The organism is Actinoplanes sp. NPDC051494 (genome assembly GCF_044454705.1).
GTDB lineage: Bacteria > Actinomycetota > Actinomycetes > Mycobacteriales > Micromonosporaceae > Actinoplanes.
Window position 1 is genome coordinate 456,334 of record NZ_JBITDZ010000004.1, and the last position, 17,051, is coordinate 473,384.

Sequence of the window (17,051 nt, forward strand, 5' to 3'; positions counted from 1 at the left end):
GCCATGCTACCGGTTCGAATTCGAAACACCGGGGTCGGTCATCCGGGGCCGGAGCAGGGCGACGACGACCACGGCGGTGAGGGCGCACAACGCGGCGTTCACGCCGATCGCGGTGCGCACGGCGGCGAGGACCGCGGTCGCGTCCTGGACCCGGTGGCCGGCCAGGACCGCGCCGACGACCGCGGACATGAGCGGGATACCGAGGGTGATGCCGGCCTGTTGGCTCAGCGTGGCCAGTCCGGCGGCCAGGCCCTGTTCCCGGTCGGGCAGCCCGGAGGTGGCCGTGACCATGAACCCGACGATGGCGACCAGGTTGGCGACGCCGCCGAGGAACGTGGCGGCCAGCAGCAGCGGCAGCCAGCCCCGAGTGTCACCGAGCAGGACCAGCATGAGGGTGGCCGCGCCCTGCCCGGTCATCCCCAGCGCGATGGCCCGGGGCGGGTGGGCGACCCGGGCGATCACCCGGGGTCCGAGGATCCCGCCGAGCACCGTGCCCAGGCCCAGGACCGCGAACGACAGGCCCGCGGCCAGCGGTGCGAACCCGAGCACCTCCTGCAGATAGAGCGTCAGCAGAAAGACCAGCGAGGTCTCGGTGGCGAAAGCGAGGACGCCCGCGGCGTTGCCCCAGGCGACCGTGCGCCGGCCCAGGATCCCGGCCGGGACCAGCGGCTCCGCGACCCGGCGCTCGATGGCCCGGAAGGCGAGCAGCAGCAGGAGGCCGGCGAGCAGGGCACCCCACGCACGCGGGCTGCCCCAGCCGTGCTCGCCCGCGCCGGCGAGACCGAGGACGACGGCGAGCAGCCCGGCGGTGACGGTGACCGCGCCGGGCAGATCGAGCCGCGGCCGGCCGGCGGGGCGGCTCTCGGACAGCACGACCGGCGCGACGATCAGCACCACCACGGCGACGGCGACGTTGACGAAGAACGCCCAGCGCCAGCTGAGCAGATCGGTGAGCACACCGCCGAGGACGGCGCCGGTGGTGAACCCGGCCGCCATCAGCGAGCCGTTGAGGCCGAGGGCCCGCTCGCGGCGCGGGCCTTCCGGGAACGCGGTGGTCAGCAGCGCCACCGCGGCCGGGGTGACCATGGCGGTGGCCAGGCCCTGGGCGGCGCGGGCGGTCAGCAGCACGGCCGGGTGGGTGGCCAGGCCACCGGCGAGCGAGGAGGCGCCCAGCAGCGCGATGCCGGCCAGGAAGATCCGGCGCCGCCCGGCGATGTCGGCGACCCGGCCGGACAGCAGCGTGAAACCGGCCGCGCACAGCGCGAACGAGGTGGCGACCCACTGCAGGCCGGACAGCGAGAGGCCGAGGTCGGCGCCGATGCCCGGCAACGCCACGGTGAGGATCGAGAAGTCGACCGCGAGCGTGAAGCTCGCGGTCAGCAGGACGGCGAGGACGAGCCGGTCACGGCCGGTCACAGGGTCGGTACGGGTCATGGGGAGCACTCTGGGCCGGTCCCGCCGGGGCAGCCAGGCCACCGGTCAGGCCAGGCACCACCTGACTGGTACCGGCAGGGACAGGCAGCCGCCGGTGCCGATGGGCATGATGGGTGACATGCACAATGACCGCCGGGGCCGGGGCGAGCTGGCCGACTTCCTCCGGAGCCGGCGTGCGCGGTTGCGACCCGATGACGTCGGTCTGGTGTCGTACGGGGCCCGGCGGGTCCCCGGGCTACGCCGCGAGGAGCTGGCCCGGCTCGCGGGGGTCAGCCCGATCTACTACACCCGGCTCGAGCAGGGCCAGAGCCTCAACGCCTCGGATTCGGTGATCGACGCGCTCGCCGGGGCACTCGAGCTCAGCGACGCCGAACGGGCCCACCTGTACGCGCTGGCCCGCCCGCGGGCGTCGAAACGGCGGCAGCCGCGACCGCCCGATACCGCCCGCCCCGGCGTCGAACGGCTGATCGCCGCGATGCACGACGTGCCCGCGCTGCTGCTCGGACGGCACAGCCAGGTCCTGGCCTGGAACGAGCTCGGTCATCTGCTGTTCGCCGGCCACTACGACCGTACGGCGCCGCAGCGGCCCGCCGACCGGCCGAACCTGACCCGGATGCTGTTCCTGGATCCGCACACCCGCGAGTTGTACCGCCGGTGGGACGAGGAGGCGAGCCGCTCGGTGGCGTCGCTGCGGGTGGCGGCCGGCCGGTTCTCCGACGACAGCGAGCTGACCGCGCTCGTCGGCGAGCTGATCGTCAAGAGCCCCGAGTTCGCCGGCTGCTGGGCGCGGCACCCGGTGCAGGTCTGCGGCTCCGGCACCAAGTATCTGCACCACCCGGTGGTCGGCGACCTCGAACTCGACTACGAGGCGCTGCACCTGGCCGACGACGACGGGCAGCGGCTGCTCACGTACACCCCGGTGGCCGGTTCCGGTCACGAGGCAGCGCTGCGGCTGCTGCGCGCCTCAGCGGGATCTCAGCAGGTCCCAGGACTCCGGGCCGTGGCAGGCACCGTGCACCGGCAGGACGACGGCCGGGCGCGCGGGGTAGCCGGGCGCGGACCGGCGGCCCATGATGGAGGGAGCCTCGGGGAGGAGTCGCGGTGGCCGGACCGCCCACAGCGTTGAGAGCCGCAGCTGACACCATGGCGCCGCGCGTCCGGCCCGTGTCGTGAGTTCCGGCCGGGTGCGGGCACCGCTGTTCGACAGCCGGGCCGGTGGGCCGGCGTGACCGCGACGCAGGTCGTCCGGGCGGAGGGCGGCTTCGCGTACGGGACGGTCGGCGCCGACATCCACGTCTTCGGCGACGGGGTCCCGTTGTATCTGCTGGAGACGTGGCAGCCGGCACCGCCCGCCGATCCGGAGTTCCTGCGGGAGCTGCCCAGCCGGATGCTGAACGCCCGATTCGCCGTCGTGGGGTTCACCGGCCGCGAGCGGGAGACCGCCGAGCTGCACGAGTGGTGCACGCAGGGCCCGCGGCGGGCCACCCGCCTGCTGCACGGCCCGGGCGGGCAGGGCAAGACCCGGCTCGCCGAGCGTCTCGCCCGGCAGTGCCGCGACGCCGGCTGGAAGGTCGCCACCGCCACGCTGGGCCCGGGCTCGGTGCTACCGCCGCCGGGCAGCCAGGATCTGGGCACCGACGGCGCCACGGGTCTGCTGCTGCTCGTGGACTATGCCGACCGGTGGCCGCTGAGCCATCTGACCTGGCTGTTCAGCAACGCCCTGCTGCATCGGGACGCGCTGCCCGTACGCGTGCTGCTCATCGCCCGCAGCGCCGACACCTGGCCGGCGTTGCGCGGGGTGCTGGCCAACGAGCAGATCGGCACCTCCACCCAGCGGCTCGCGGAGCTCTCCGGGGTGAGCGGTGCCCGTGCCCGGATGTTCACGGCCGCCCGGGACAGTTTCGCCGCGCGGTACTCCGTTGTGGACCCCGGGGTGATCGAACCGCCGGAGTCGCTGGACGATCCCGGGCTCGGGCTGACCCTGGCGGTGCACATGGCCGCGCTGGTGGCCGTCGACGCGCACCGGCGTGGCGTGCGCGCGCCCGCCGACCCGATCGGGCTGACCGTGTACCTGCTCGACCGGGAGCAGGCCCACTGGATCCGCCGGCACGGTGACCACCGGCGGGACCTGCTCCATCGCAGCGTGTTCACGGCGGCGATCACCGGGCCGCTGGCCCGTGCCGAGGCGGCGGCCGCGCTGGACACGTTGCGGCTCCCGGTCGCGTCCGGCGAGGTCCTGACCGAGCACGCCGCGTGCTATCCGGCGGCCGACCCGGACCGGGACACCGTCCTCGAGCCGTTGTACCCCGACCGTCTCGCCGAGGATTTCGTCGCGCTCACCCTGCCCGGGCACCGCCACGACTATCCCGCTCAGCCGTGGGCCGGCGCGGCCCTGCGCCCACTGCTCGCCCAGGTGCGCGGCCGCCGCGCGCTCGCCCTGCTCACCGCCGCCGCCGAACGCTGGCCGCACGTCGGCGCCGGGCACCTGTATCCCCTGCTGCGCGACGATCCGCGGCTGGCCGTCGAGGCCGGCAGCCCGGTGCTCACCGCGCTGGCGCACCTGCCCGACCTGGACGAGGACCTGATCGACGACCTCACGGCGGTGCTGCCCGCGACGCCGCCCGCGGACCTGGAGCTGGGTGCCGCCGCCCTGGGGGTGCGCCGGTCGCGGGAGATCCTGGCCCGGCCCGGAGACCCGGCCGCCCAGGCCCGGACCCGGGTGAACCTCGCCAACGACCTGGACCGGCTCGCCCGGCCGGAGGAGGCACTGGACGCCGCACGCCAGGCCGTGGCCACCTGGCGGGAGCTGCTCGACGGTGCGACCGGCACCGGACGCGCACCGTACGAGCAGTATCTCGCGCAAGCCCTGACCAACCTGAGCTCCCTCCTCCAGCGGGTACGACGGCCCGCCGACGCCCTCGCCGCGCTGCTGGAGGCCGTGGCGATCAACCGCGCCCGGCACGACGACAACCGGCACGACCTGGCGCTGTCCCTGTCCAACCTGGGCTCGTTGTACACCGCCACGGGTCAGTACGCGCATGCCACCGACGCGCTGGCCGAGTCGTTGCCGCTGTACCGGACGCTGGTCCGCACCGATCCCGGTCACGAGTACGGGCTGGCGATCACGCTGACGAACCTCGGGAGCACGCTGTCCCGCGCCGGGCGGCCGGCCGAGGCCCTTGATCCGGCTCGGCAGGCCGTACGGATATGGCGGCGGCTGGCCGAGGCGGACCCGGACGCCCACGAGTCCTTCCTGGCGTTGTCGCTGTCGAATCTCACCTCGCTGCTGCGTGACACGGACGGCGACGCGGACCGGCTGCCGGTGATCGAGGAGGTGGTGGCGATCCAGCGCCGGCTGGCCGGCGCGAACCCGACCGCCTACCGGGAGGGGTACGCGGTGGCGCTCGGCCTGCTCACCGGCGCGCTGGAGCGGCCCGGGCAACGGCCGCGCGCCCTGGAAACCGCCCGGGAGGCGGCGGCCGTGCGCCGCGAGATGGCCCGGGACGAACCCACCGCCGGCGCGATCATCCGGCTCGCCGAGGCGTTGCGGACGCTCGGGCGCATCGCCGCCGCCGCGGGTCGGCCGGGCGAGGCAGCCGCCGCCGACCGGGAGGCGCAGGCCGAGGAGAAGACCTGGCAGGACTGGGTACGCCGGGTGGGGCTGACGCACCACATGGCACCGCCGGAGGTCGTCGAGCGCGCGGTGAACCGGGCCGAGGTCACCGAGCGGCTACCGCCACCGGAGGACCTCACCGAGGATCCGCTGCCGTGGCGTTCCGCCCGCGACATCGCCCGGACCGGGCGGGACCTCGCGCGGTCCGCCCGGTGGCCGCAGTTGTGGACGCTGACCCGTGCGGTGCCGCCGGCGGACGCCTGCGGCCTGGCCCGCCTGCTGCCCCTGGACCGGTGGAAACCACCGGGCGGCCCACCCGCGTACGCCCTCGCCCGGCGCCTGGCCGGCACGGACCCGGGCCGCGTCACCCGCCTCGCCGCCGCGGCCCGGCGCCCCGCCCGGGTCGCGCCGTTCTCCCTGAGCTTCGCCGGTCAGCTTTCCTTCGCACCGGACGGCAGTGCGGTCGCCCGGCACGCCTTCCTGCACCCGGACCCCGCGAACACCAGCATCACCGTGTACGACCTCGGCGCCGGCGGCGAGACGCAGGTGTTCCGGGGACGGGCCGACCACCACTCGATCGCCTGCACCGGTCCCGGCTCGGTCGTCGCCGTCCGCTCCGGTCCCCGTGGCGCCCTCATGTGGTATCACCACGGACGCGCCGATGACCTGCTCCCCGGCGTCCCGGCCGACGGGGCCGCGACGGTCGCCACCGCGGACGGCATCGTCGCCGGGCTGGGGACGGCTCCGGTGGCGTACGCGGGGACGCCGGACCGGCTGCACCAGGTCGACCTGTCGTCGCTGGGCCTGTGGCGGGCCGGGCTGCTCGCCGCCGACCCGGCCGGTACCCGCGTCGCGATCAGTGACGGCACGGTCGTCGCGATCACCGATGCCGGCCTGCGGCAGGGCCACGGCGCGATGGAGGTCCCCGCCGCGCTCGGCGACGTGGCGGGCATGGTCTTCGTCTCCGCCGACGAGCTCCTGGTCGCCGGCGCCCTCGGGGGCGTCCTGCTGTGCGTGCTGGACCCCGGTGGGTTGCGTCCGATCAGCATGGTCGGCACGCCGCGGCTGACCGACTTGTTCTCCGTGCCCGCCTGGCGGGCGGCCGGTGGCTCGGAAGACGCCACGGGCGACGCGTACTTCCTGGACAACCGCACGCTGCTGCGCATGCCCCAGCCACCGGCCCTCGGGTTCAACCGGGCGTTCACCGCGTCACCCGACGGCCGGTACGCCGTGCACGACGGCCATCCCCCGCGGTCACGTTCCCTGCGCCCGCCGCCGTTCCGGACGTACCTGCACGACCTGCACCAGCCCGCGGCTTGGCTCAGCCGCCCGCTCGGCTCCGTCACCGCCGCCGAACTGCCCGCCCTCGACCGGGTGCTGCCCGGATCGGGCGAGCTCCGGCCGTTGCTGGAACTCGTCCGGGACCTCGTTCGTTTGGCACGATGAGCTGATGCCGACCAATAGCAGGCCGCTTCCCGTTCTGCCGGGCGCTCCGATCGTCGGCGCCGCCCTCGACCTGCGACGGGACTATCTCGGCACGGTGTTGCGGGCCGCCCGCGAGGTCGGCCCGGTCACCCGGATCAGCGCCGGGCCGCCGGGGTGGCGCGCCAGTTTCGTCAGTGTCACCGCGCCCGGGCTCGTCCTCGAGATCCTCGGTCAGCCGCAGCGCTACACCCGGGACACCGCCGGGTACGCCGAGATGCGCTGGGCGTTCGGCAACGGGATGCCGACCAGCCAGGGCGACGTCTGGCTGCGGCAGCGCCGGCTGCTCGCCCCGGTCTTCACCCCACGCCGGATCAGCGGATCGTACGCGGCGGTGATGGTCGAGGAATCCCAGAAACTGGTCGCCGGCTGGCGGGAGCACGGCGCGGCCGGCACCGGGATCGACGCCCACGACGCCATGGTGACGTTGACCTCGCGGATCATCGGGCGCGTGCTGTTCGGCGCGGACATGGCCGGCGCGATCCCGCGGATGGTCTCGGCCCGGCACGTCGGCGACACCCTGCTGCGCCGCGGGGTGGTGCCCCACCCGATGCCGGTCCGGGTCCCCACCCCGGCCAACCGGCGGCTGGTCGCGGGCGTGCGCACGCTGCGCTCGGTGGTCGACGACGTGATCACCGCGCGGCGGTCCCGGCCGTCCGGCGACGACGGTTGCGGTGAGGACATGCTCACCCTGCTGCTGGACGCCCAGCGCTCGGAGGACCCCGACCGGCGCCTGAGCGACACCGAGGTCGCCGACCAGGTCCTCATCTTCCTGCTCGCGGGCCACGACACCACCGCCACCGCGCTGGCCTGCCTCCTGGTCGAGCTGGCCCGCTCCCCGCACTGGCAGAGCGTCCTGCGCACCGAGATCGGCGAGGTGCTCGCGGGCCGGCCGGCCACCGCGGCCGACGTGAGCCGGCTCCCGTGGACATACCGGGCGGTGTGCGAGGCGCTACGGCTGTACCCGCCGGCCCACACCATCGCGCGGGTCGCGGCGGCCGACGAGGTGCTCGGCGGCTACCGGGTGCCCGCCGGCAGCACGGTGCTGGTGACGCCGTGGGCCGTACACCGCTCGCCGGACCTGTGGCCCGAGCCGGACACCTTCGACCCGGGCCGCTTCGACCTGCCACCGGACCGGCACCCCGGCGGGCACCGCAACGCCTGGCTCCCGTTCGGCGCGGGCCCGCACACCTGCGTCGGCATGCAACTGGCCATGCAGGAAGCGGTCCTGGCCGTCGCCACGATCCTGTCCGCTTTCGACCTCAGCACCACCGTGGACACCATCAAGCTCGAGGCGGCGCTGAGCCTCCACCCGGCCACCGCCCTGCCGGTCCGGCTCACCCCCGTCGCGGGCTGACATCTTCGTCCAGGTCCTCGGCGGGGATGTCGAGGACGAAGGTGGCGCCCGGGCCGGGGTGATCCGTGAGCACCAGGTCGCCGCCCAGCCGGCGGGCCAGTTCGCGGGCGATCGCGAGGCCCAGGCCGGTGCCGCCGTCGTCACGGCCGCGGGCGTGGTCCAGGCGGGTGAAGCGCTCGAAGACCCGGTCCCGGTCGGCGGCGGGGATGCCGGGGCCGTCGTCGCTGACGCTGATCCGCAGCCGCGCCGCAGGGCTGTCGACGCGGATCACGACCCGCTCGGCGGCGTGGCGTACGGCGTTGTCGAGCAGATTGCGCAATACCCGCTCGAACGACGCGGAGGCCAGCAGCACGAGCAGCGGTCTGCCGTCCGGGTGCTCGACGCGCACGTCGTCCCGCAAGACGGCCGACTCGCCGGCCACCCGGGCGACGGTGGCGGGCACGTCGACGGCCGAGGCCGCGGCGCCGGGTGCCGCCCCCGCGTCGAGGCGGGCCATCACCAGCAGGTCGTCGGCCAGGGCGGTGAGCCGGCGCGCCTGCCGAGCGGCGGTCGCGACGGTGGCCGGCCAGTCGGCGTCGTCCGGATAGGTCAGCGCGACGTCCAGTCCGGCCTGCAGCACCGCGAGCGGGCTGCGCAGTTCGTGGGCCGCGTCGCCGACCAGCCGGCGCTGGGCCTCGCCGGCCTGCTGCAACCGGGCCAGCGTGTCGTTGATCGTCACCGCGAGGGCGGCGATCTCGTCGTGGGCGCGGGGCACGGTCACCCGGTCACCCGGATTGCTCGCCGTGACCTGGGCGGTGCGGGCCCGGATCACCTCGACCGGCCGCAGGGCCCGCCGCGTCGCATACCAGGCGACCAGCGCGGACAGGACGACCACGGCCGGAACAGCGGGGATCAGCACCCGGTCGAGCGCGGCGACGGCGAGGGACGCGTCCTGCTCGGGTGCGGCCAGGTGCACCTCGACCGGGTCCGGTCCGGCGGACGGTCCGTACGTGATGGGGCTCTGGAACGTCACGGCGTCCCGGAGGCTTTCCTTGTAGACGAGGTGGCGGGCCCAGAGCCCACCGGTGACGCCCAGCACCGCCGTGACCACGGCGGCGGCGAACACGGCCCGGGCGCGCACGGAACGCAGCGGCGAGACCCGGCTCGGGCGGCGCGGCTCAGGCACGGCTGTCACGATCGTCCTCGGCCGTCAGCACCCTCATGTGATGCAGCATCACACATCGGATCACCGGCATCCTGACCGAATTGTCAGCGACGGTCAGGGTGCGGTCAGCGGCCGGTGGCCATCGTCGCCCGATGATCGAAACACCGGTCCGCCCGGCATCCGTGCCGGCCGTCCGTCGCGGCACCGGCCGCCCGCTCGCCTGGTCCATGGCCGCCGTGCTCGCCGCGGGCTACACCGCGCTCGCGGTCCGCGCCCACCAGCACCTCGGTACCACCGGCTTCGACCTGGGCATCTTCGAACAGGTCGTCCGCTCGTACGCGGCGGGACAACCCGGGCTCACCCCGCTCAAGGGTACGAACTTCCCCCAGCTCGGTGACCACTTCTCCCCGATCCTCGTGGTGCTCGCCCCGTTCTACCGGGTGTTCCCCTCACCGCTGACCCTGCTCGTCGCCCAGGCGGTGCTGCTCGCCGTCGCGGTCGTCCCCATCGCCGGGCTCGCGCACCGCACGCTGGGCCCGCGCGCGGCCGTCGTGATCGGCACCGGTTACGGCCTGTCCTGGGGGATCGCCCAGGCCGTCGGCTTCGACTTCCACGAGATCTGCTTCGCGGTGCCGCTGCTGGCCGCGAGCCTGGCCGCACTCGCCGGACACCGGCACCGGGTGGCCGCCCTGTGGGCTCTGCCGCTGGTGCTGGTCAAGGAGGACCTGGGACTGACCGTCGCGGTCGTCGGCGTGCTGATCGCGGTGCGCGGCTCCCGGCGTACGGGATGGTCGCTGGCCGCCGCCGGCGTGACCGGAACCCTGCTCGCCGTGCTGGTCGTCGTCCCGGCCCTCAATCCCGGCACCACGTACGCGTACGGCGGCGGCTTGTTCGACACCCTGCGGGGTGCCCTCGCCGGATTCGCCGGCCTGCCGGTCAAGACGCTCACCGTGCTCGCCCTGCTGGCACCGACCGCCCTGCTCGCGGTGCGCTCGCCGCTGCTCTGGGTCGCGATGCCGACCCTCGCCTGGCGGTTCACCTCGGACAATCCCGCGTACTGGGGAACCGGGTACCACTACAGCGCGGTACTGATGCCGGTGCTGTTCGTCGCGTTCGCCGACGCCCTGCGCCGGTGGCGGGACGCCGGCCGGTCGCCGGCCCCGCCGCTGCTGATCAGCCTCACCGTCACCGCCGCGCTCGTCCCCGCCTTCCCGCTGGCCGGCCTCGCGGCGCCCGGCACCTGGCGCACCGACCCCCGGGCCGAGGCCGCGCACCGCGTCCTCAGCCGGATCCCCGACGACGCGACCGTCGCCGCCTCCAACCGGCTCGTACCCCAGCTGACCGGCCGGGCCGAGGTCACCTTGTTCGGCGGACGGTACGACGGGCCCGATCCCGAGTTCATCGTGGTCGACACCCAGGGCCGCGACTTCCCGCTGGAGCCGGACGCCCGGCGCCGCCTGATCGGCGAGGCGTCGGCGCGCGGCTTCCGGACCGTGGCGCGGGACAACGGCTTCCTGCTCCTGCACCGCTGATTCTGCCGGACCCGGTTCACAGAGGGCGTTCGCCCGGGCGGACCCGGGTCGCGATCCGCTGGAGTTCGGCGATGTGCGCGCCGAGCGCCGAGCGCCCCGCCGCCGAGAGGTTCACCCAGGTCCGGGGGCGTTTGCCGACATAGCCCTTGCGGACCTCGACGTAGCCGGTGTCGCTGAGGTTCGAGATCCGTTTGGACAGGGCCGAGTCCGACAGGTGCACGGAGTCGCGCACGAAGGCGAACTCGGCCCATTCCGTGCCCGCGAGCAGGGCCACGATCGCCAGCCGGGTCGGGTCCAGTAGCAAGGGGTCCAGCCGCGGTTCGGGCACGCCGTCGGTCACGTGCGACTGCCCCGCGCCAGCACGCGGTCCTCCCACCAGGGACCGGCGACCATGAGCAGCAGCCCGCCGACGATGCTGAAGCCCAGCGCGACGTGCGGCACGTCCAGCCAGAGCGCGCCCAGCAGCACCAGCGCCCCGACGGCACCGATCGCACCCATGCCGAGCCGCTGCGCGGTGCTGCCGGCGAGCCGCGGACGCACCTGCCGGCCGAAGAACCGGGCGCCCCAGCGGCTGCTGCGGGCGATCGCGAGGAACACCATCGCCCACACGATCACCGTGCCCCAGTCGTCGATGAAGCCGGGTGCCAGCTCGGTGGCCACGCCGAAGGCAATGACGCCCAGGCCGCCGAGGATCCACCACCAGCGCGACGACCTCGCCGCGGCGGTGGACTGCTGCTGGCGTTCCTCGATGTCGAGCAGGGCCTGCTGCGCTTCCTCGGGTGTCGTCATGACGCACCTCCGTACGGCTAGGAAAGTACTTGCTCTCAAGGAAAGTAGCACTTCACTTTCCAGCCCGGCAAGTATTTGCTAGCGCGGACTCCCGGCGGCCGCGTGCCGGTGCCCTCGTCCCAGGTGATCACGATGAGCAGGTGCCCCGCCCGGTAGTCGGCGCCACCGAGGATCGACGGCAGCCAACTCCTCATCCAGCGGTCGCCCCTGCCGATCCGGTCGGTGGGCCCCGGCGCCGATTCGGCATAGTCGCGCCACTGCCGGCCACTCGCGGCGATCTGCCGGAAGCAGCCGGATCATGCGACTCCCTCGCGGAGCCGGGTGGTGCGCCGCCGGTTCCACACCACCACCCCGGACACGGCCACCCCGGCGATGATCACGGCGGCGGCGATGTCACCGGGGTAGTGCACGCCGACCCAGATCCGGGAGAAGCCGACCGCCACGGCCGCGACGCCGAGGGTGATGCCCCAGGCGCGACTCAGGAACGCGTACACCCCGAAGGCCAGGGCGAACGCCGCGGTCGCATGATCGCTGGGCAGTGCGACCCCGGGTTCGTGCGCGACGAGCTGGTGCGCCGGGTGGTTCTGGAACGGCCGCTGCTCGCCGCTGACGTGCGACACGACGGTCGCGGCGGCGAACGCGAAGAACAAGGCGACGCCCAGTTCGATCACCTGCCGGGCCCGGCGGTGATACAGGGCGACCGCGACGAGCACCGCGACGACGGCGAAAATCAGGTAGATCACCCAGGTGGCGACGAACTCCATCACGTCGTCCACGGCGTCGAACCGCCCGGCATGATCGTTGACAAGTTCGAACAGTCGATAGTTCACCGCGACAATCTGCTCTTGCGATCCTAAGAATTCGCTGAAGAGCTCCGGCGCCGTGTCACCTGGCGGTGCGGTGACGGCCGCGCAGCACCTCGACGGCCACCGGCACCACCGAGACCACGACGATGCCGATCAGGATGAGCTCGATGTTGTTCCTGACGTAGGCGATCTGGCCGAGGAAGTAGCCGAGCATCGTCACGCCCCAGCCCCACAGCGCGCCGCCGAGGATGTTGTAGACGAGGAACGTGCGGTAGTGCATGTGGCCGGCACCGGCGACGATCGGCGTGAACGTACGCACGATGGGCACGAACCGGGCGAGGACGATCGAGCGGGCCCCGTACCTCTGGAAGAAGGTCCGGGCCTTGATCAGGTTTTCCTGTTTGAACAGCCGTGAGTCGGGCCGCCGGAACAGCGCGGGGCCGAAGCGGCGCCCGAACAGGTAACCGAACTGGTCGCCGGCGACCGCCGCGACCGACACGAGCAGGCACATCAGCCAGAGCGGTTGGCGCAGGTAGGTGCCGTCGGCCACGAGCAGGCCGGTGGTGAACAGCAGGGAGTCACCGGGCAGGAAGAAGCCGATCAGCAGGCCGGACTCCGCGAAGACGAGCACGAGGATGCCGGCCAGGCCGAAGGTGGAGATGAGCCATTCCGGATCCAGGAACGATGGCATGAATGTCCTCTCGACAACGAGCGAGCAGCAGGTCTACCTGCTGCGGGAGTGCGGGTCCGCGACCGGCAGCCGCAGGCGCAGCGAGGCACCGTCGGCCAGAGCGTCGGCCGCGAGGGTGCCGCCGTGGGCCGAGGCGATGTCGCGGGCGATCGGCAGGCCCAGCCCGGCGCCGCCTTCCTGGCGGGAACGGCTGTCGTCGAGCCGGACGAACCGGTCGAAGATCCGCTCCCGGTCGCCGGCGGCAATGGCGGGACCGTCGTTACCGACCACCAGCTCGGCCTGCGCGCCGACCGCCCCCAGACTGATGATCACGCCGTGCCGGGCGTGCCGGACCGCGTTGTCGACCAGGTTGCGCAGCACCCGATGCAGCTGGTCCGGGTCGCCGAGCACCCGCACCGGGTGAACCTCACCCTCGATCCGGAGGCCGGGGCGCTCCACGGCTACCCGCTCGCGCTCGGCGTACACCAGATCGTCGAGGTCGACCTCGTCACGGCGCAGCCGCAACGCGCCGTCGTCGACCCGGGCGAGCAGCAACAGATCCTCGACCAGCGTCGCCATCCGGGCACTCTCGCGATGGATCCGCGCCACCGACCGGGCCGGGGCCTCGGCCAGGCCGGCGGCCGCCAGCAGGTCGGCGTTCGCATGGATCGTCGCCAGCGGGCTGCGCAACTCGTGGCTGGCGTCCGCCACGAACCGGCGCTGCGCGGCGGACGCCGTCTCGATGCGGTTCAACATGGTGTTCATGGTCGCCGCGAGCGCGGCGATCTCGTCCTCAGCGACGGGTACGGGCAGCCGCGCGTGCAGGTTCGTCGCGGTGATCGTGGCCGCCCGCCGGGTCATCGCCTCGACGGGGCGCAGCGTGCGGCCGACGAACACGAACGTGGCGGCACCCACCACGAGGGCGAGCAGCGGCATCCCGGCCAGCAGCGCGGCCAGGATCGCCTCGGTGGCGTCGTCGACCGTGTCCAGGGATTCCGCGACCAGCACAGTCCGCACCCCCGAGACAGTGGCGACGCCCGTCGCCAGCACCCGGAACGACGCCTCCTCATTGAACGCCACCTGCCGGGTCTCCCATTCGCTGCGCCCGGATCCCGGGCGCAGCGGGGACAGCGGGGGCGTCCCGCTGATCGCCGCCGAGGCCGCGACGACCCGGCCCGCCGGGTCGAGCACCTGCACGACGGTCCGTCCCGGTGTCACAGCCAGCGCCGGCGGGGTCCCGCCGTTCAGTGCCGAGACGACCTGATCGGCGCGGGCGACGGCGGCCGCGGTCACGTTGTCCATCAGGATCCCGCGGGAAACGATCAGCAGCACTGCCCCGGCCAGCACCGCGGCCACGGCGACGACCAGGCCGGCGGCGAGTGCCGAGCGCAGCCGAATGCCGAGCCGGCAGCGGACCCATCGCCGCAGACCTCGCAGAACCGCAGGTGGTCGCATGGCCGTCACGCTAACCGGGCCGTGCTGAGGACGCGCTGAAAGCCGCAGCTCCGCGGATTTTGGGCGCACCCGGGGCACGCTGGGGGGTATGCGCGTACTGGTGGTGGAGGACGAAGTCAGCCTCGCGGAGACGATCCGCGACGGGCTCCAGCAGGAAGGGTTCACCGTCGACCTGGCCCACGACGGCGCCGAGGGGTTGTGGACCGCCGGCGAGACCCCGCACGGCGCCTACGACGCGATCATGCTCGACCTCATGCTTCCCCGGCTCAGCGGCTACGAGGTCTGCCGCAGGCTCCGGGCCAGGGGGATCTGGACACCGATCCTGATGCTGACGGCCAAGGACGGCGAGTACGACGAGGCGGACGCGCTCGACCTGGGCGCCGACGACTACCTGGTCAAACCGTTCTCGTTCGTGGTGCTGATCGCCCACCTGCGTGCCCTGATCCGCCGCGGTGCCCCGGAACGCCCGGCCGTCCTCAGCGCCGGAGACCTGACCCTCGACCCCGCCGAGCGCCGGGTCGCCCGCGGCGGCGAGACGGTCGCCGTGACGCCTCGCGAGTTCGCCCTGCTGGAGTTCCTCATGCGCAACCGCGGTCAGGCCGTCACCAAGTCCGCCATCATCGAGAACGTCTGGGACGCGCACTTCACCGGCGACCCGAACATCGTCGAGGTCTACATCGGTTACCTCCGCAAGAAGATCGACCACCCGTACGGCCGGGCGGCGATCCAGACGGTCCGTGGCGCCGGGTACCGCCTGGCCGCCGACGGCTGATCCACCCCTCAGAACAACGGCACCGACGGGTCGTCCGGGGCCCCGGAGTCGTCCAGCGCGTCGACGGTGCAGAACCGCCACTTCGCATCCCCGCCTCGCAGCAGGGTGATCTGCAGGGCAGTGCCGGTGGTCAGCGCGTCGTACGAGCTGATCACCGCCCCGCCGGAACGACTCACGACCGGCTCCGCCGGCCGTTGCACGGTCACGTCGAGCACGACCCTGCCGGAACGTGCCGCGACACCTGTGCCCGGCGCCGGGCTCGGCCCGGTGACGGCACCGAACGTCACGGGACCCGGCTTGAGGTACGCCTTGTCGCGCAGCAGACTGTCCGCCTGTTCGTAGACCGTGTTGTACATCGCGCACCCCGGCACGGCGATGTTCCCGGCCAGCGCCGGGTCCGGATTCGCCAGTAGCCATTGGCCGTAGCCGGTCAGTGACGCGAGGATCGCCGGCCAGGCCGTACCGGTGAGCTTCAACGCCGGAGCAGCCATACGCGGCTTCGGCGTCGCCGCCGTGATGAGCTTTGCCGGCGGTGCCCACGAGACGGCGACCGACGGCACGGGCGTGACCGCGAGGCTCGGGGCGGCCACCGTACCGGCCAGGGCCGAACAGCCCGTCGCACCGCTGAGAACCACGCCGGCCAGTGCCATCGCCGTGCTGCTTCGCCGACCGCGCACCGCGTACCTCCGATACCTCGTCGTGGGCGTGCGCATTTCCCGATCGGTGCCGAAGCCGTCCGGCTGAGCCCCAGATCGGTCCGGCGACCGAACGGCACCCCGTTCAGACCCCGTCGAACCGGTCGAGCGTGGCCTTGAGCGCCTCGAGCTTGCCCGCACAATCGGCTCGAGCCCCACATTCACCGACAGGTAGTCGGCGAGTGTCTCGCCGATCGTGGTCGACAGCACCTTGATGACCCAGAACGTCGCGGTGATCGCCGGAACCTTCGTCAGCCAGACACCCGAACGCGGCACCGGATCGGAGTAGTACCCCATGGTTTCCCCTCTCAGTGCTTGAGCAGCCATCGGTGAGCATCCTGAGCGTTCAGAACGCCGGTGCCGTCACGTCCGCCCGTTTGGTGCGCTCGCGCCGCACCGAGAAGATCATCAGACCGGCGAGGACGGCGAGCAGGACCGCTGACGCTCCGTAGGTGCCCAGTCCCAGACCGCCCTTGACGACCGGCTTGGTGAAGAAGTCACCGACGGTCGCACCCAGGGGGCGGGTCAGGACGAACGCGAGCCAGAACACCAGGACGTTCGGCACCCAGCGGATCCTGGTGCAGATCGCGAGGACCGCCAGGACACTGCTGATGAGGACGGCGCCACCGAGGTAGCCGAGGCCGGAACTGTCCGACAGGAAGTCACCCATCGACGTGCCCAGGGTGTTCGAGATCAGGATCGCGGTCCAGAACAGCACCTCGCCCCGGAATGTGTTGATCTTGTTGATGTCGAACGGCAGGCCGGTGGCACGCCAGATCAGGAACGTGATGATCAGCAACGAGGACAGGATCGCCGCCCCGGCCGGGTAGCCCAGCCCGAGTCCCTGCGGCCCCCAGCCCAGCGACGTGGTGCCGGCGGACAGGAAGTGGGTGTCGCGGTTCATGAAGTCCGACAGAGTGGTGCCCGCCATGCTGGTCGACAGGATCACCGTCCAGTAGTAGACGGGGTTGTAGCGCTGGGAACGCAGCTGCACCACCAGAGTGACCACGAAGATCGCGAACAGCGCCACGGTACTCAGGAAATAGCCCAGCTTCAGCGTCTGCGAGATCATGTCCCCGGCCGTCTCGCCCAGCGTGGTCGCCGCGATCTTCATGATCCAGAAGATCAGCGTGATCTCCGGTAGCTTCTTCATCACTTTCCGCGCGGGCCCGGCAAACGGTCCCGGGGCGATGGCTGCGGCCTGTGGATCGACTCTGTGCGCGGACATCTGCTGCTCCTGAGGTGGTGGGCGGCACCGTTGTGACGCGGTCAACCCACCCAACGACATTCCCGGCCAGGATG

At 73.0% G+C, this 17,051-nt stretch carries 14 protein-coding genes and 1 pseudogene; 5 read left to right on the top strand and 10 right to left on the bottom strand.

The window, feature by feature from the left end:
• Nucleotides 1–6 precede the first annotated feature (6 nt).
• On the bottom strand, nucleotides 7–1,434 hold the full coding sequence (locus ACIA6A_RS18770; protein WP_396098941.1) for an MFS transporter: 1,428 nt from the start codon (nucleotides 1,432–1,434) through the stop codon (nucleotides 7–9).
• 118 nt (nucleotides 1,435–1,552) lie between these two features.
• Here ACIA6A_RS18770 and ACIA6A_RS18775 point away from each other — a divergent pair, with 118 nt between their 5' ends.
• The 3 genes from ACIA6A_RS18775 to ACIA6A_RS18785 all read left to right on the top strand — a co-directional run bounded on the left by ACIA6A_RS18775 (nucleotide 1,553) and on the right by ACIA6A_RS18785 (nucleotide 7,886).
• The gene (locus tag ACIA6A_RS18775) at nucleotides 1,553–2,560 is read left to right on the top strand and encodes a helix-turn-helix domain-containing protein (protein WP_396098942.1); all 1,008 of its coding nucleotides are present in this window, start codon (nucleotides 1,553–1,555) and stop codon (nucleotides 2,558–2,560) included.
• A gap of 99 nt (nucleotides 2,561–2,659) precedes the next feature.
• Entirely contained in the window at nucleotides 2,660–6,493 is a 3,834-nt protein-coding gene (locus ACIA6A_RS18780) for a tetratricopeptide repeat protein (protein ID WP_396098943.1), read from the top strand.
• Between the two features lie 4 nt (nucleotides 6,494–6,497).
• Nucleotides 6,498–7,886, top strand: coding sequence for a cytochrome P450 (locus ACIA6A_RS18785; protein WP_396098944.1), 1,389 nt, complete (start codon nucleotides 6,498–6,500; stop codon nucleotides 7,884–7,886).
• Here the strand turns inward: ACIA6A_RS18785 and ACIA6A_RS18790 are convergent.
• Complete coding sequence (locus tag ACIA6A_RS18790) at nucleotides 7,867–9,051, bottom strand: sensor histidine kinase (protein WP_396098945.1); 1,185 nt, start codon at nucleotides 9,049–9,051, stop codon at nucleotides 7,867–7,869. The genes ACIA6A_RS18785 and ACIA6A_RS18790 overlap by 20 nt on opposite strands.
• 131 nt (nucleotides 9,052–9,182) lie before the next feature.
• Here ACIA6A_RS18790 and ACIA6A_RS18795 point away from each other — a divergent pair, with 131 nt between their 5' ends.
• Nucleotides 9,183–10,562, top strand: a complete 1,380-nt coding sequence (locus ACIA6A_RS18795; RefSeq protein WP_396098946.1) for a DUF2079 domain-containing protein — start codon at nucleotides 9,183–9,185, stop codon at nucleotides 10,560–10,562.
• Between the two features lie 16 nt (nucleotides 10,563–10,578).
• Here the strand turns inward: ACIA6A_RS18795 and ACIA6A_RS18800 are convergent, their stop codons facing one another.
• From ACIA6A_RS18800 to ACIA6A_RS18820, 5 genes are all read right to left on the bottom strand, one after another.
• On the bottom strand, nucleotides 10,579–10,902 hold the full coding sequence (locus ACIA6A_RS18800) for a winged helix-turn-helix domain-containing protein (RefSeq protein ID WP_396098947.1): 324 nt from the start codon (nucleotides 10,900–10,902) through the stop codon (nucleotides 10,579–10,581).
• A complete protein-coding gene (locus ACIA6A_RS18805) occupies nucleotides 10,899–11,351 on the bottom strand; it encodes a hypothetical protein (protein ID WP_396098948.1) in 453 nt (150 codons plus the stop codon). The genes ACIA6A_RS18800 and ACIA6A_RS18805 overlap by 4 nt, the downstream gene beginning before the upstream one ends.
• A 296-nt stretch (nucleotides 11,352–11,647) precedes the next feature.
• The gene (locus tag ACIA6A_RS18810) at nucleotides 11,648–12,181 is read right to left on the bottom strand and encodes a phosphatase PAP2 family protein (protein ID WP_396098949.1); all 534 of its coding nucleotides are present in this window, start codon (nucleotides 12,179–12,181) and stop codon (nucleotides 11,648–11,650) included.
• Nucleotides 12,182–12,236: 55 nt separating this feature from the next.
• The gene (locus ACIA6A_RS18815; RefSeq protein ID WP_396098950.1) at nucleotides 12,237–12,848 is read right to left on the bottom strand and encodes a DedA family protein; all 612 of its coding nucleotides are present in this window, start codon (nucleotides 12,846–12,848) and stop codon (nucleotides 12,237–12,239) included.
• 33 nt (nucleotides 12,849–12,881) lie between these two features.
• Nucleotides 12,882–14,282 carry a sensor histidine kinase gene (locus ACIA6A_RS18820; protein WP_396098951.1) on the bottom strand — a complete coding sequence of 467 codons (1,401 nt, stop codon included), beginning with the start codon at nucleotides 14,280–14,282 and terminating at the stop codon, nucleotides 12,882–12,884.
• An 88-nt stretch (nucleotides 14,283–14,370) separates the two neighbouring features.
• On the opposite strand from ACIA6A_RS18820, the gene ACIA6A_RS18825 reads away from it, so the two are divergent.
• Entirely contained in the window at nucleotides 14,371–15,054 is a 684-nt protein-coding gene (locus ACIA6A_RS18825; RefSeq protein ID WP_396098952.1) for a response regulator transcription factor, read from the top strand.
• An 8-nt stretch (nucleotides 15,055–15,062) separates the two neighbouring features.
• On the opposite strand, the gene ACIA6A_RS18830 is transcribed toward ACIA6A_RS18825, so the two are convergent.
• The 3 genes and pseudogenes from ACIA6A_RS18830 to ACIA6A_RS18840 form a co-directional block, all read right to left on the bottom strand.
• Nucleotides 15,063–15,704: a hypothetical protein gene (locus tag ACIA6A_RS18830; RefSeq protein ID WP_396099016.1), complete on the bottom strand. Its 642-nt coding sequence runs from the start codon at nucleotides 15,702–15,704 to the stop codon at nucleotides 15,063–15,065.
• A gap of 201 nt (nucleotides 15,705–15,905) precedes the next feature.
• Nucleotides 15,906–16,076: pseudogene (locus tag ACIA6A_RS18835) on the bottom strand (hypothetical protein); the annotation flags it as partial.
• 19 nt (nucleotides 16,077–16,095) lie between these two features.
• The gene (locus tag ACIA6A_RS18840) at nucleotides 16,096–16,902 is read right to left on the bottom strand and encodes a hypothetical protein (protein WP_396098953.1); all 807 of its coding nucleotides are present in this window, start codon (nucleotides 16,900–16,902) and stop codon (nucleotides 16,096–16,098) included.
• Between the last annotated feature and the right edge of the window lie 149 nt (nucleotides 16,903–17,051).